Annotated in this window: 16 protein-coding genes; 9 read left to right on the top strand and 7 right to left on the bottom strand. The window is 35.7% G+C overall.

The window, feature by feature from the left end; translation table 11 throughout:
- Nucleotides 1-6: 6 nt before the first annotated feature.
- From secY to rplQ, 7 genes are all read left to right on the top strand, one after another.
- Nucleotides 7-1,344: a preprotein translocase subunit SecY gene (gene secY / locus H3T56_RS06465; RefSeq protein WP_198192305.1), complete on the top strand. Its 1,338-nt coding sequence runs from the start codon at nucleotides 7-9 to the stop codon at nucleotides 1,342-1,344.
- Between the two features lie 26 nt (nucleotides 1,345-1,370).
- Nucleotides 1,371-1,484: a 50S ribosomal protein L36 gene (gene rpmJ / locus H3T56_RS06470; protein ID WP_034884218.1), complete on the top strand. Its 114-nt coding sequence runs from the start codon at nucleotides 1,371-1,373 to the stop codon at nucleotides 1,482-1,484.
- Nucleotides 1,485-1,657: 173 nt separating this feature from the next.
- Nucleotides 1,658-2,014 carry a 30S ribosomal protein S13 gene (gene rpsM, locus H3T56_RS06475; protein ID WP_034902358.1) on the top strand — a complete coding sequence of 119 codons (357 nt, stop codon included), beginning with the start codon at nucleotides 1,658-1,660 and terminating at the stop codon, nucleotides 2,012-2,014.
- Nucleotides 2,015-2,029: 15 nt separating this feature from the next.
- A complete protein-coding gene (rpsK, locus tag H3T56_RS06480; protein ID WP_025314405.1) occupies nucleotides 2,030-2,419 on the top strand; it encodes a 30S ribosomal protein S11 in 390 nt (129 codons plus the stop codon).
- Between the two features lie 46 nt (nucleotides 2,420-2,465).
- On the top strand, nucleotides 2,466-3,086 hold the full coding sequence (gene rpsD / locus H3T56_RS06485) for a 30S ribosomal protein S4 (protein ID WP_065577881.1): 621 nt from the start codon (nucleotides 2,466-2,468) through the stop codon (nucleotides 3,084-3,086).
- A gap of 25 nt (nucleotides 3,087-3,111) precedes the next feature.
- The gene (gene rpoA, locus H3T56_RS06490; RefSeq protein WP_034902352.1) at nucleotides 3,112-4,101 is read left to right on the top strand and encodes a DNA-directed RNA polymerase subunit alpha; all 990 of its coding nucleotides are present in this window, start codon (nucleotides 3,112-3,114) and stop codon (nucleotides 4,099-4,101) included.
- 29 nt (nucleotides 4,102-4,130) lie between these two features.
- Complete coding sequence (rplQ, locus tag H3T56_RS06495) at nucleotides 4,131-4,517, top strand: 50S ribosomal protein L17 (protein WP_034884211.1); 387 nt, start codon at nucleotides 4,131-4,133, stop codon at nucleotides 4,515-4,517.
- A 283-nt stretch (nucleotides 4,518-4,800) separates the two neighbouring features.
- Here the strand turns inward: rplQ and H3T56_RS06500 are convergent, their stop codons facing one another.
- The 3 genes from H3T56_RS06500 to slyD all read right to left on the bottom strand — a co-directional run bounded on the left by H3T56_RS06500 (nucleotide 4,801) and on the right by slyD (nucleotide 6,460).
- Nucleotides 4,801-5,004, bottom strand: a complete 204-nt coding sequence (locus H3T56_RS06500) for a SlyX family protein (RefSeq protein ID WP_034902349.1) — start codon at nucleotides 5,002-5,004, stop codon at nucleotides 4,801-4,803.
- Nucleotides 5,005-5,053: 49 nt separating this feature from the next.
- Complete coding sequence (gene radC, locus H3T56_RS06505; protein WP_034902346.1) at nucleotides 5,054-5,725, bottom strand: DNA repair protein RadC; 672 nt, start codon at nucleotides 5,723-5,725, stop codon at nucleotides 5,054-5,056.
- A gap of 165 nt (nucleotides 5,726-5,890) precedes the next feature.
- Nucleotides 5,891-6,460 (bottom strand): peptidylprolyl isomerase, encoded by a 570-nt coding sequence (slyD, locus tag H3T56_RS06510; RefSeq protein WP_198192306.1) that lies wholly within the window; start codon nucleotides 6,458-6,460, stop codon nucleotides 5,891-5,893.
- 274 nt (nucleotides 6,461-6,734) lie between these two features.
- Between slyD and ppnP the strand changes: the two genes are divergently transcribed.
- Nucleotides 6,735-7,025, top strand: coding sequence for a pyrimidine/purine nucleoside phosphorylase (gene ppnP, locus H3T56_RS06515; protein WP_034902339.1), 291 nt, complete (start codon nucleotides 6,735-6,737; stop codon nucleotides 7,023-7,025).
- A gap of 427 nt (nucleotides 7,026-7,452) precedes the next feature.
- Here ppnP and fabI read toward each other — a convergent pair whose 3' ends face one another.
- Nucleotides 7,453-8,241: an enoyl-ACP reductase FabI gene (gene fabI, locus H3T56_RS06520; protein WP_034902336.1), complete on the bottom strand. Its 789-nt coding sequence runs from the start codon at nucleotides 8,239-8,241 to the stop codon at nucleotides 7,453-7,455.
- 194 nt (nucleotides 8,242-8,435) lie between these two features.
- On the opposite strand from fabI, the gene tehB reads away from it, so the two are divergent.
- Complete coding sequence (gene tehB / locus H3T56_RS06525; RefSeq protein WP_198192307.1) at nucleotides 8,436-9,296, top strand: SAM-dependent methyltransferase TehB; 861 nt, start codon at nucleotides 8,436-8,438, stop codon at nucleotides 9,294-9,296.
- Nucleotides 9,297-9,332: 36 nt separating this feature from the next.
- On the opposite strand, the gene fmt is transcribed toward tehB, so the two are convergent.
- From fmt to H3T56_RS06540, 3 genes are all read right to left on the bottom strand, one after another.
- Complete coding sequence (gene fmt, locus H3T56_RS06530) at nucleotides 9,333-10,298, bottom strand: methionyl-tRNA formyltransferase (RefSeq protein WP_065577878.1); 966 nt, start codon at nucleotides 10,296-10,298, stop codon at nucleotides 9,333-9,335.
- A 121-nt stretch (nucleotides 10,299-10,419) separates the two neighbouring features.
- On the bottom strand, nucleotides 10,420-10,722 hold the full coding sequence (locus H3T56_RS06535; protein ID WP_034902327.1) for a hypothetical protein: 303 nt from the start codon (nucleotides 10,720-10,722) through the stop codon (nucleotides 10,420-10,422).
- Between the two features lie 104 nt (nucleotides 10,723-10,826).
- Entirely contained in the window at nucleotides 10,827-12,695 is a 1,869-nt protein-coding gene (locus H3T56_RS06540; RefSeq protein ID WP_198192353.1) for an SLC13 family permease, read from the bottom strand.
- Nucleotides 12,696-12,943 lie beyond the last annotated feature (248 nt).

A 12,943-nucleotide genomic window follows, 5' to 3' on the forward strand; every position in this document is an offset into this window, starting at 1 on the left:
AGAAAGATGGCAAAGCAACCAGGATTAGATTTTCAAAGCACACGAGGCGGTAGTGGTGAGCTTAAAAGACGTTTATTATTTGTGCTTTTAGCGCTTATTGTTTTCCGTCTTGGTTCTTACGTTCCGGTTCCTGGTATTGATACTAAAGCGTTATCGGACTTACTACAATCATCATCTAATGGTATTGTTGGTATGTTCAATATGTTCTCTGGTGGTGCTTTAAGCCGTGCTTCAATTTTTGCTTTAGGGATAATGCCTTATATTTCTTCATCTATTATTGTGCAGTTATTAACGGCAATTAACCCTAAATTAGCAGAATTGAAGAAAGAAGGTGAATCAGGTCGTAAAAAAATCAGTCAGTATACCCGTTATGGCACATTAGCTTTAGCAATTGTACAAGCAGCTGGTATTGCGACTGGTTTACCGAATATTCCTGGTTATAGTCATGTAGTGATTAACCCAGGATTTTCTTTCTATTTTATTGCATCGATTAGCTTAGTTACTGGCACTATGTTTCTTATGTGGTTGGGTGAGCAAATCACGGAACGCGGTGTAGGTAATGGTATTTCTATCATTATCTTTGCTGGTATTGTGGCAAGTCTTCCTCATGCAATATATGAAACAATTGAACAAGCTCGTTCTGGTAATTTGCATCCGATTTTATTATTAGTCGTCGCAGCATTAGTGGTTGGTGTGACTTACTTTGTCGTTTTTGTTGAACGTGGTCAACGACGCATCGTTGTTAATTACGCGCAAAGACAGCAAGGCCGTCGTGTGTATGCTGCACAAAGTACACATTTACCATTAAAGATTAATATGGCAGGTGTTATTCCTGCAATATTTGCTTCAACAATTGTTATGTTACCATCAATGATGGCTTCTTGGTTCCAAGGAAATGGTGAAGGATGGAGATATATCTTTGTTCTTATTGGGCAATACTTCTCTCATGATCAACCGTTATACATAATCTTTTTTGCAGCAGCGATTATCTTCTTCTGTTTCTTCTATACAGCATTGGTTTTCAATCCTAGAGAAACAGCAGATCAGTTAAAGAAATCTGGTGCATTTATTCCAGGTATCCGTCCAGGTGAACAAACATCGAAGTATATTGACAAAGTAATGACACGTTTAACGCTAATTGGCGCTATTTACATTACTCTTGTATGTTTGGTACCAATGTTTATGACAAGTGCAATGAAAGTTCCAGTTCAATTTGGTGGAACATCATTATTAATTGTAGTTGTTGTAATCATGGATTTTATGGCACAAGTACAGACTTTAATGATGCCAAATCGTTATGAGTCAGTGTTAAAGAAAGCGAATCTTAAAGGCTACGGCCGATAAGTTAGCCAGAAGTTACGGAGAAAAAAATGAAAGTTCGTGCTTCAGTCAAGAAATTATGCAGAAATTGTAAAATCATCAAACGCAATGGCATTGTTCGTGTTATTTGCATTGAAGGTAAACATAAACAACGTCAAGGTTAATATTATTTAACTGTAAAGTTGAACTTTTGCATATTTTACTTGCCAAAGTATAGTAAAGCTGGCTAGAATAGCCAGCCTAAAAAAATTTTTTGTAGATCCATTGTTTGAGTATCCTGAAAACGGGCTTTTCAGTATGGTGGATCTACTGAACATTAACAATAAAGGAGTGCATAGTGGCCCGTATAGCAGGCATTAACATTCCTGATCAACAACATACTGTTATTGCGTTACAAGCAATTTATGGTATCGGTAGTACTCGTGCAAAGACAATTTGTGCTGAAGCGGGTATTCCTGAACATGTTAAGATCAGAGAACTATCTGAAGATCAGATTGAACAGTTACGCGAACAAGTCGCTAAATTCACTGTTGAAGGTGACTTACGTCGTGAAGTAACTATGAGTATCAAGCGTTTATTAGACCTTGGTTGTTATCGTGGTGTGCGTCATCGTCGTGGACTTCCTGTCCGTGGTCAACGCACTAAGACTAACGCTCGTACCCGTAAGGGACCGCGTAAGCCAATCAAGAAATAATTGAGGTGATAATAAATGGCAAAGACACCTGTTCGTACACGTAAACGTGTTAAAAAGCAAGTTTCTGATGGTATAGCTCATATTCATGCATCATTTAACAATACAATCGTAACAATTACCGATCGTCAAGGTAATGCGTTGGGTTGGGCAACCGCTGGTGGTTCTGGTTTCCGCGGCTCTCGTAAATCAACTCCTTTTGCAGCTCAAGTAGCAGCAGAACGTTGTGCCGAAGCTGTAAAAGACTACGGAATTAAGAATCTGGAAGTTATGGTTAAAGGACCTGGTCCTGGTCGTGAGTCAACAATTCGTGCATTAAATGCAGCGGGTTATCGCATCACTAATATTACTGATGTTACTCCGATTCCTCATAACGGTTGTCGTCCACCAAAGAAACGTCGTGTTTAATTTTTTATTAAACATTGAATGTTTATAGGATTATTGGAGAAAAAAAATGGCAAGATATTTGGGACCAAAGCTCAAATTAAGTCGTCGTGAAGGTACAGATTTATTCCTTAAATCTGGTGTCCGAGCGGTTGACAGTAAATGTAAGTTAGAACAAGCTCCTGGACAACATGGTGCGCGTAAACCGCGTTTATCAGATTATGGTGTTCAGTTACGCGAAAAACAAAAAGTTAGACGTATTTATGGAATTCTAGAGCGTCAATTCCGTAATTACTATAAAAATGCAGCACGTATTAAAGGTAATACTGGTGAAAACCTACTTGCTCTTTTAGAACGTCGCTTAGATAACGTTGTTTATCGTATGGGATTTGGTGCAACTCGCGCTGAAGCTCGTCAATTAGTTAGTCATAAAGCTGTTCTTGTTAATGGTCACGTTGTGAACATCGCATCTTATCAAGTTTCACCTGAAGATGTTATTAGTGTTCGCGAAAAATCAAAAAAACAAGCACGTATTAAAGCCGCTTTAGAGTTAGCTGAACAACGTGAAAAACCAACATGGTTAGAAGTTGATGCTAGCAAAATGGAAGGTGTATTTAAACGCTTACCAGAACGTTCAGATTTATCTGCTGACATCAACGAACATTTGATCGTCGAACTTTACTCTAAGTAAAGTTTAGCACTTAAGAGAGGACATAATGCAGGGTTCTGTAACAGAGTTTTTAAAACCTCACCTAGTTGACGTTGTTCAATACAGCCCAACTCATGCGAAAGTGACTTTAGAGCCACTTGAGCGTGGTTTTGGTCATACTTTAGGTAATGCACTACGCCGCATTTTATTATCATCTATGCCGGGATATGCAGTGACCGAAGTTGAAATTGACGGTGTTCTGCATGAGTATAGTACTAAAGAAGGCGTTCAAGAAGATGTGCTTGATATTCTGCTTAATTTGAAAAAATTAGCGGTTCGTGTACATACTAAAGATGATGTTATGCTGACTTTAAATAAATCAGGCGTTGGTGCTGTAACTGCATCAGATATCACTCACGATGGTGATGTTGAAATTGTTAATCCTGATTTAGTAATTTGTCATCTTACTGATGCCAATGCTTCAATTAGTATGCGTATTCGTGTACAACGAGGACGTGGTTATGTCCCTGCTTCTGCTCGAGTTAAGTCAGAAGATGAAGAGCGACCAATTGGTCGTCTATTAGTTGATGCATGTTATAGTCCAGTTGAGCGTATTGCATATTCTGTCGATGCTGCTCGTGTGGAACAACGTACCGACTTAGATAAACTGGTTATCGATATGGAAACTAATGGTACTATTGATCCAGAAGAATCTATTCGTCGCGCATCTACTATTTTGGCTGAACAACTTGAAGCTTTTGTTGATTTACGTGATGTACGTCAACCAGAAGTCAAAGAAGATAAACCGGAATTTGATCCAATTCTTTTACGTCCAGTAGATGACTTGGAATTAACTGTTCGGTCTGCTAATTGCTTAAAAGCAGAAGCAGTTCATTATATTGGTGATTTAGTGCAACGTACTGAAGTCGAGTTACTTAAAACCCCTAATCTTGGTAAAAAATCTCTTACTGAAATTAAGGATGTGCTCGCATCTCGTGGTTTATCTTTAGGCATGCGTCTTGAGAATTGGCCACCAGCAAGTATTGTTGAAGACTAAGATAAAATTTATATAAGAAGGATAAAGTTATGCGCCATCGTAAAAGTGGTCGTCAACTGAACCGAAATAGCAGCCATCGTCAAGCGATGTTTCGTAATATGACAAGTTCATTAGTTGAACATGAAATTATCAAAACAACATTGCCTAAAGCAAAAGAGTTGCGTCGTGTCGTTGAGCCGTTAATTACGTTAGCTAAAAGCGATAGCGTAGCTAATCGCCGTCTGGCTTTCGCTCGTATCCGTGATAAAGATACAGTAAAAAAATTATTTTCAGATTTAGGTCCACGTTTTGCTACCCGTCCAGGTGGTTATGTTCGCATTTTAAAATGTGGTTTCCGTGATGGAGATAATGCTCCAATGGCTTATATTGAATTAGTTGATCGTCCTGCGGTAGAAGCAGAAGCAGCAGCTGAATAAAAATAATTAATGCTTAAACTAAAACCGGCTATTTAGCCGGTTTTTTATTATCTAGATATTACCTAATTGAGTATTTTTATTACTACAATTTTACGATTTGCTTTGCAATAATTATGAATTTAGAGTCGGTATTTACAACTTTGGCTGGCGTAATTGTTTATTTGGGCGATGGACAAAATGGGTCAGTTGTTTCTTGATTTTAATTTCTCTGCTTTCTTATCGAGGGTATAATTTTATTGGTAAAAAGTAGATTTTAGAGTCCCTCGAATTATTAAACTTGTAGTTAATAATGAGGAGGCGGTGTTTCTTCTGATAAATTAGCAATATTTGAGGTTTGTGTAGCCTGTAACTTTTGTGACAATAACATTAATTGTTCTTTGAGTTTGCTGATATCTGCTTGAAGATTAACAACCATTTGATTGAGTTCTTCAATGGTCATTTCTTGGAATGCGACTTTAGTTTCTAATAATTCCAGTTGTTGGTTCATAGTTTATTCATTAATTGGTTTAGTAATTTTATATTGTAAGTAAAAGTAATTATAAAATCCATCCTCGTTCGGCAAAAGAAACATACTCTCCCTTACCAATCACAAGGTGATCAACAATGCGAACATCTATTAATTCACAAACTTGTTCAATTTTCTTTGTTAATATCCGGTCAGCTTGACTTGGTTCAGCCAATCCTGATGGATGATTATGAGCTAAAATTAATGCTGCGGCATTGTGTTGTAATGCCCGTCTAGCTACTTCTCTCGGATGAACCTCTACACAATTATAGGTTCCAACAAACATCTCTTCAGAAGTAATGACATGATGTTGATTGTCTAAAAATATCACCATAAAAATTTCACGATCTTTATCCATTAAGCGACTAGCTAGGTAATGATGGGTCAAGCTTGGCGATGTTAAGTAATTTTCATGGCTTATTTTAACTTTCAAATAACGATTAGAAAGTTCAACAACCGCTTTTAACTGAGTATATTTTGCAGTTCCAAGACCTTGTTTTTTACAAAACTCATCGTGGCTAGCATTTATTAAATGATAAAATGAGCCAAATTCATTTAATAATTTTTGCGATAAATCTAGGACAGGTAAATTACGTATACCTGTGCGTAAGAAAAGGGCGAGTAATTCCGCATCAGATAGTGTTTCGACACCAAATAGTAATAATTTTTCTCGAGGCATTAAGGTGGTTTTTTTTTCTGACATAATTGGATTCTTGTTATTCACACAAAATGTGATTATTAGCTATGTTGTGAAAAATAATAAGTAGAGATATATAACGTTGTGAACAAGTTCGCAGTAATGAAATTATTTTTACAGCAAATAAAAAAGCGCTTGTTAGCGCTTTTTAACTGGTTATTTATTTGAAAATTAATGACAGCCACATCCGCCGTGACCACCGCCACAACAACCGCTTTCTTCATCTTCATCATGATCATGTCCGCCACAACCGCAGCCACCATGCTCGTGGTCGTGACCATGCGCACCATGAATATGTCCATGCGATATTTCATCTGGTGTCGCTTCACGAATTGCTAATACTTCGACATTGAAATTTAGATCTTGGCCTGCTAGCATATGATTGCCATCGATAGTTACACTATCGCCATCAATTGCAGTAATTTCAACGGGTAAAGAGCCTTGATCAGTGTCAGCAAAAAAACGCATACCGACTTCAAGTTCGTCAACACCAACAAAAACGTCACGTGGCACATTTTGTACTAGTGCATCATTAAAATCACCATAAGGATTAACTAGTTCAACGTCAAATTTATCACCAACTTGATGGCCTTCTAAGGAATTTTCAAGATCTTGTAATAAGTTTCCTGCACCGTGTAGATATTCGAGTGGTGCTACTGTTGTTGCTTCATCAACTAAAACACCATCTTTAGTACGAACTTGATATGCTAAACTTACCACTGTGTTTTTTGCTATTTTCATGTTTTCTCCAACAAACTGTTACTGAGCAAATAGTGTTAGATTTTAACGGAAAAAAATCCATCTGTATGCTATTTTTTCGTATTTTAACAAGTTTTGCTAATGTTTTATTTTTTGAAGTGCTTTTGTTTCAAGAGACCAATTTTAATTAGTAAATAATAGTTGGATAGCTTGTTGAAATCAATTAAGCTGATAGCGTGAATTTTACACAGTACTTTATTGTAGCTAATATTAAATTATTGCTAATGACTAAAAATAGTGAGGAAAGGGGGATTTTATGTTGAAAGTTAATGATTATTTTGAAGGGAAAGTGAAATCTATCGGCTTTGAAAATGGTTCTACCGGTAAAGTCTCTGTTGGTGTGATGTTACCAGGTGAATATATTTTTAATACTGATAATCCAGAGGAAATGACCGTCATAACCGGTTCACTTAAAGTGTTATTGCCTACGGCAAATGATTGGCAAATATTTGAAGCTGGACAAGTTTTTCATATTGCTAAAGAAAGCAAATTCGATGTTCAGGTTTCAGAACCAACCGCTTATTTGTGTCGTTACCTCGCAAAATAAAGATGCACCAATGTATTACAAATAATATTATTAAATTAACCATTGGATTCTACAGCACGATTTATATTCTATTGAAAAATTTGATCATATGTTATTTGGGTAATGATAATTTATTAGATTTTTAAGGTTCTATAAAATAGACTTAATGATTATTAAATCATCATAATTGTATTTTAATTGTCGAAAAGTGATAGATAATTTTTAGAATTAAGATACTAAGATTTTGATTTATATTAGCTAATATAGCAAGAATTTACAGATAAAATGGATTAGTAAAAATTTTATGTTTTGAATTAGACAGCAATATTAATTTACTCTATACAAAAGTTTGATTATCTAGAGGTTAAGATAAAAAATATCACGGTGATGAATTAAAAAATAAGGTGTCAGTTATTTATTCTGACACCTTATTTCATTTAAGTTTATATTATTTAAGTTCTAATTCATTCATAGCAGCGATGCTAAACCCACCATCAACATGAATAACTTCACCGGTAATACCTGAAGATAGGTTCGAACATAAGAATGCTGCTGAATTACCCACATCTTCGATGGTTACTGTTCGGCGAATAGGAGTGACTGATTCACAGTGTGATAACATCTTTTTGAAATCTTTGATACCTGATGCCGCTAAAGTACGAATAGGACCTGCTGAAATCGCATTTACACGTATACCTTCAGGTCCCATAGCATTAGCCATGTAACGTACGTTTGCTTCTAGAGATGCTTTAGCAAGACCCATCACATTATAGTTAGGAATTGCACGCTCAGCACCTAGGTAAGAAAGGGTAACTAATGCTGAATCAGGATTAAGCATTGAACGACACGCTTTAGCCATCGCGACAAAGCTATAAGAGCTGATATCGTGGGCAATTGCAAAACCTTCACGCGTTACTGCATTAACATAGTCACCATCTAGTTGATCTCCTGGCGCAAAAGCAATAGCGTGTACAAAACCATCAAATTTATCCCATGTTTTTGCTAACTCAGTAAATAACGATGTGATACTGTCATCATGTGCCACATCGCAAGGTAAAACGATTTTAGAATTAAAATCAGCAGCAAACTCTTCAACGCGGCCTTTTAATTTTTCGCTTTGATAAGTAAAAGCTAATTCAGCACCTTCTCGGTGCATCGCTTTTGCAATACCGTAAGCAATAGAACGATTACTTGCCACGCCGGTAACCAGTATGCGTTTACCTGTTAAAAATCCCATAAATTATTCCTCTAATATTTTTTACTATATAGTCTAGAATGTTGATGATTATATGTTGATATAGTTAACTTCGCTACTATAAATTCATTTTTACCTATTTAATTGCCATTTTATTTTTAAAAAAGAGGTTGTTTATTGGGTTAATAGTTGACTATAATACTCAACTATTAAATAGCTTCGTTTGGTAAATAGTGATGAAAGATTTAGTTTGCTATAAAACGCTACCAGTTTGGGATGTAACAACTCTACCGAAAATGTTTTGTGAAAAGCATAATACCCAAGTAGGAACATGGGCAAAATTAAACATTATTAAAGGTCGTGTGAATTTTGATATGTTAACCGAGCAAGGCGAGATCATTTCGCAACATGTTTTTGATGTTGAGCATCAACCGCCTTTTATTCAGCCTCAACAATGGCATCGAATAGCTAATGTATCCGATGATTTACAGTGCCAACTGGCTTTTTATTGCCAACCTGAAGATTATACACATAAAAAATATCAAATGACGCAAACCCATTCTGACGTGTCAGAAATCTGTCAAATGATTCAAGCCGGAAAAGCGTTAGATTTAGGTTGTGGTTCAGGTCGTAATTCACTCTATTTGCAGCTACTTGGTTTTGATGTTGATGCCGTTGATAAGTCAGAGATGAGTATTAATAATTTACAGCAAATTATTGCCAATGATCATTTAGCGCATATCAATGCATCTATTTATGATATAAACCAAGCTAATTTAACAGGTAATTATGATTTAATTATTTCAACCGTTGTGATGATGTTTTTACAACCTAATAGAATTCCCGATATTATTAACAATATGCAAACGATAACTAAATCAGGCGGTTATAATTTAATTGTTTGTGCTATGTCAACGGATGATTTTCCTTGCACTGTTGGCTTTTCGTTTACGTTTAAAGAGAATGAATTACGTAATTATTATCAGGATTGGCAGATTATAAAATATAATGAGGATGTTGGCGAATTGCATAAAACGGATATCCATGGCAACCGAATAAAACTCCGTTTTGCGACACTATTCGCCAAAAAACCATAATATTACAGGATGTTTCCTGTAATATATTATTTTTTACTATTGGTTATTACCCAGTATTTTACCAACTTCAAACCACGCTTTTCGAGAGTTTAATAAATCTTGGGCTGACATTGGTTTCTTACCTGCTGGTTGTAATACTGTCATATTTAACGCCCCATCGCTAGTGGCAATACAGATGCCTTTTTTATCAGCCTGCAAAATGGTGCCGATGGGTTGATTATGTTCAACAGTAATAACTTGAGCTTGCCAAACTTTTACGGGTTCACCATTTACTTCAAAGTAACTAACTGGCCACGGGTTAAATGCCCGTACACATCGTTCCAATTGTTTCGCTGATAAATTCCAATCTAATTTAGCCTCTTGCTTAGATAATTTTTCGGCATAAGTGGCTTGTGATTGTTGTTGCTTTTCAGGTTTAACTTTTCCTTGGTTAATTAGTGTTAGCGTATCAAGTAATGCTTGAGGACCTAATTTAGCCAATTTTTCATATAATGTTGCACTAGTATCATTCGCTTCAATTGGGCATGCTAATTTATACAGCATATCCCCAGTATCAAGGCCAGCATCCATTTGCATAATGGTGATGCCGGTTTCGCTATCACCAGCCCAACAGGCGCGCTGAATTGGTGCTGCACCTCGCCATCGAGGTAATAAAGAACCGTGAACATTTAAGCATCCTAGTTTTGGCATATCAAGCACAGCTTGAGGTAAAATCAATCCATAAGCAACCACAATCATAATATCAGCATTAAGATTGGCAATGATTTGCTGATTTTCTTCTGTTTTGAGTGTGGCCGGTTGATAAATGGGAAGATTATTTTCGATTGCTAATTGTTTTACTGGGCTTGCCGTTAATTTATTTCCTCGACCAGCAGGTCTATCTGGTTGACTGAAGACGGCGATGACATTATGGTTTGAGTTAATTAAAGCTTTTAAATGTGTGGCAGCAAAATCAGGTGTACCTGCAAAAATAATATTTAAGGGTTTGGTTGTTTGTGGCATATGCAATATATCCATAATCAAAATATTATAGATATTATACTTTAAATTAAATTAAGAATCTTTAATACACAAAAGTGAATCCTTAATTGATATCACTTTTGTATTTTATAAAGCTGATAGGCTATAGTGGTAAATTACGTTGAATCATACCTTCTTTATAAGCTTCAAAGGTACAATTTTGTAATTTAATATATGATTTAAAAAATACTCCACAAATCAAAATAGCCATAATCTTATTATCTTTTGATTTTTTAAATTTGTTATAATTACGAATAAGAGCCTTATCGCTCATCTTTCCAGATTGGATTTTTTTTGACATACGCTTATATGACCATTTACCTAACAAACTCATATAGGCAGACATTAAAAAATAGATAAATATTATAAATAAAATTGCAATTATAAGGCGTAATAACATAGTCATTTTTTGTGTATCCTTTATACTTTATCTTATATCCCTATTGATATTTTTAGTTTTTGAAGCGAAATGATTATAACATTATTTACAACTATGAAAATATTATATATTCAAAATGGAAAAAAGATTGGTACTAATGCTATATCAACAGTCATCACTAGAAAAGTTAATGGTACGCCAATCTTAACAAAATCACTAAAGCTATATCCTCCTGGAGCCACTACCATTGTTTTAATTGGTGATGAAACAGGTGTAATAAAAGAAGCCGATGTTGCAATCGCGACTGTCATAGCAAATGGATACGGTGAATAGCCAAATTTTATGGCTAAATCAATCGCAATTGGTGCAATCAAAATTGCAGTTGCGGTATTAGAAATAAATAATCCCACTGTTGAGCACAATAAAAAGATAAAGGTTAACACCATATAAGGACCAAACGATCGTAAATGAATTTCAAGCCATTCCGAGATTAACGAAATTCCCCCAGTTTTATTTAAAGCTACTGCAAAAGGCATCATACCAATAATGAGAATTAATGTTGGCCAATGAATCGATTTATAGGCATTAGCCATATCAATACAACGTGTTGCTCCCATTAATAGACAGGCGATGAGCGCGGCAACAACATTTGGCACAATTCCGGTAACCATTAAAATAATCATCAAGGCTAGATTAAATAGTGCTATATAAGCTTGCGAGCTAGCAGGGGCTACATCATCAATATCTGATGGATAATCTAACACCACAAAATCACTGGTACGAGTTTGAAGTTTTTGGATTGATCCCCAATCGCCACACACCAAAAGTGTATCACTCATTTCTAAGCGTTCTTGGAATAAGTTATTAGTCTCAACAGGAGCATGATTTCGCCAAATACCAATCACGGTTAAAAAATATTTACTTCTAAAATCTATCTCATTAAGCGTTTTACCACATAATGATGATTCTGGGAGTAATGCTACCTCGGCCATGCCAACTTCTTTTACTTGTTCAGAAAAATATTCACCACGTAAAATTTTGGGTTCAAGATTATTGGTCGTTAAAAATGTACGGTAATCCGCTTCGGAATGGGACATATCCAATAAAAGAATATCGTTTTCTCTAAATTCGGTGTTTCCATTTACTGGAATGAGGACTTTTTGAAACTTTCGCCAACGTTCGATACCAATAACATTTACTCCGTGTTCACTGCGTAAATGTAAACCGTCAATAGTTCGACCAACAAAAGGGGATCCTGCAAGAATTTGCGCTCGATGCGCTCGACCAATTAATTTATAATCTCTAATCAGGTCGGTAATTTTACGCCTTTGTGGTTGACTATTGGTTGGTGTAATTTGGTCGGCTGTCAGTAACCAATTGCGAGTTAGTACACAATAAATAACACCAACGATTAATACTCCAAGACCTATTGGTGTAATAGAGAAGAAACTAAACTCGGTTAAATGTGCTCGACTCAGTTCACTATTCACTACTAGGTTTGGTGCAGTAGCAACTAGGGTCATCATGCCACTAATTAGCGCAGCAATACATAGTGGCATCATTAGTTTTTTTACATGTATACCGGTATGATTGGCAATGCTAATCGCTACTGGAATAAATATTGCTACAACACCTGTTGAGCTCATGATCGATCCTAATAATGCTATACCTAACATAATAAATGTTATAATTCGTATATCATTTTGACCCGCTGCTTTTAATATGTATTCACTCATTTTGTAAGAGATACCGGTTCTTACTAGGCTTTCCCCAATAACAAATAGCAATGCGATTAAGATAATGTTTGGATCGCTAAATCCTGAAAGTGCTTCTGCAGGGGTTAATACCCCGGTAACGGTGATTGCGGTTATAATGAGAAGTGCAATAATATCCATTCTTAATTTACTGAATGAAAACAGTAGAATAGCAATAAAAAGCAATAAACAAACAGTAATAAGAGGATAATATTCGATTATATAACTAGGCAAAAAAGCCGACATTGATGATACAAAACTATGCCCAGATGACAAATGTTCCACAAAAAGTAGCTCTATAGTGTTGAGTAGATTTTCGACATAATACCTTGATTTATAGTAATAGGGAATATCTTCAAATAAAGATTATTCCATGCCGTCATTTGTCATTATGACATTTTTAACATTTTCTGCTGTTTTATTTTCCGACTATTCGCATTCATAAAACTTAGGTGTAAGTTAGTTAACTTGAATTGTTTAATTCTAAACCATAT

The organism is Gilliamella sp. W8123, assembly GCF_016101085.1.
In the GTDB taxonomy this organism is placed as follows: Bacteria; Pseudomonadota; Gammaproteobacteria; order Enterobacterales; family Orbaceae; genus Gilliamella; species Gilliamella apis.

What these genes read in the sequence shown, in the direction of transcription:
- secY (WP_198192305.1), top strand. Translation starts at nt 7, where the DNA reads ATGGCAAAGCAACCAGGATTAGATTTTCAAAGCACACGAGGCGGTAGT.
- rpmJ (WP_034884218.1), top strand. Translation starts at nt 1,371, where the DNA reads ATGAAAGTTCGTGCTTCAGTCAAGAAATTATGCAGAAATTGTAAAATC.
- rpsK (WP_025314405.1), top strand. Translation starts at nt 2,030, where the DNA reads ATGGCAAAGACACCTGTTCGTACACGTAAACGTGTTAAAAAGCAAGTT.
- rpsD (WP_065577881.1), top strand. Translation starts at nt 2,466, where the DNA reads ATGGCAAGATATTTGGGACCAAAGCTCAAATTAAGTCGTCGTGAAGGT.
- rpoA (WP_034902352.1), top strand. Translation starts at nt 3,112, where the DNA reads ATGCAGGGTTCTGTAACAGAGTTTTTAAAACCTCACCTAGTTGACGTT.
- rplQ (WP_034884211.1), top strand. Translation starts at nt 4,131, where the DNA reads ATGCGCCATCGTAAAAGTGGTCGTCAACTGAACCGAAATAGCAGCCAT.
- H3T56_RS06500 (WP_034902349.1), bottom strand. Translation starts at nt 5,004, where the DNA reads ATGAACCAACAACTGGAATTATTAGAAACTAAAGTCGCATTCCAAGAA.
- radC (WP_034902346.1), bottom strand. Translation starts at nt 5,725, where the DNA reads ATGTCAGAAAAAAAAACCACCTTAATGCCTCGAGAAAAATTATTACTA.
- slyD (WP_198192306.1), bottom strand. Translation starts at nt 6,460, where the DNA reads ATGAAAATAGCAAAAAACACAGTGGTAAGTTTAGCATATCAAGTTCGT.
- ppnP (WP_034902339.1), top strand. Translation starts at nt 6,735, where the DNA reads ATGTTGAAAGTTAATGATTATTTTGAAGGGAAAGTGAAATCTATCGGC.
- fabI (WP_034902336.1), bottom strand. Translation starts at nt 8,241, where the DNA reads ATGGGATTTTTAACAGGTAAACGCATACTGGTTACCGGCGTGGCAAGT.
- tehB (WP_198192307.1), top strand. Translation starts at nt 8,436, where the DNA reads ATGAAAGATTTAGTTTGCTATAAAACGCTACCAGTTTGGGATGTAACA.
- fmt (WP_065577878.1), bottom strand. Translation starts at nt 10,298, where the DNA reads ATGCCACAAACAACCAAACCCTTAAATATTATTTTTGCAGGTACACCT.
- H3T56_RS06535 (WP_034902327.1), bottom strand. Translation starts at nt 10,722, where the DNA reads ATGACTATGTTATTACGCCTTATAATTGCAATTTTATTTATAATATTT.
- H3T56_RS06540 (WP_198192353.1), bottom strand. Translation starts at nt 12,695, where the DNA reads ATGTCGGCTTTTTTGCCTAGTTATATAATCGAATATTATCCTCTTATT.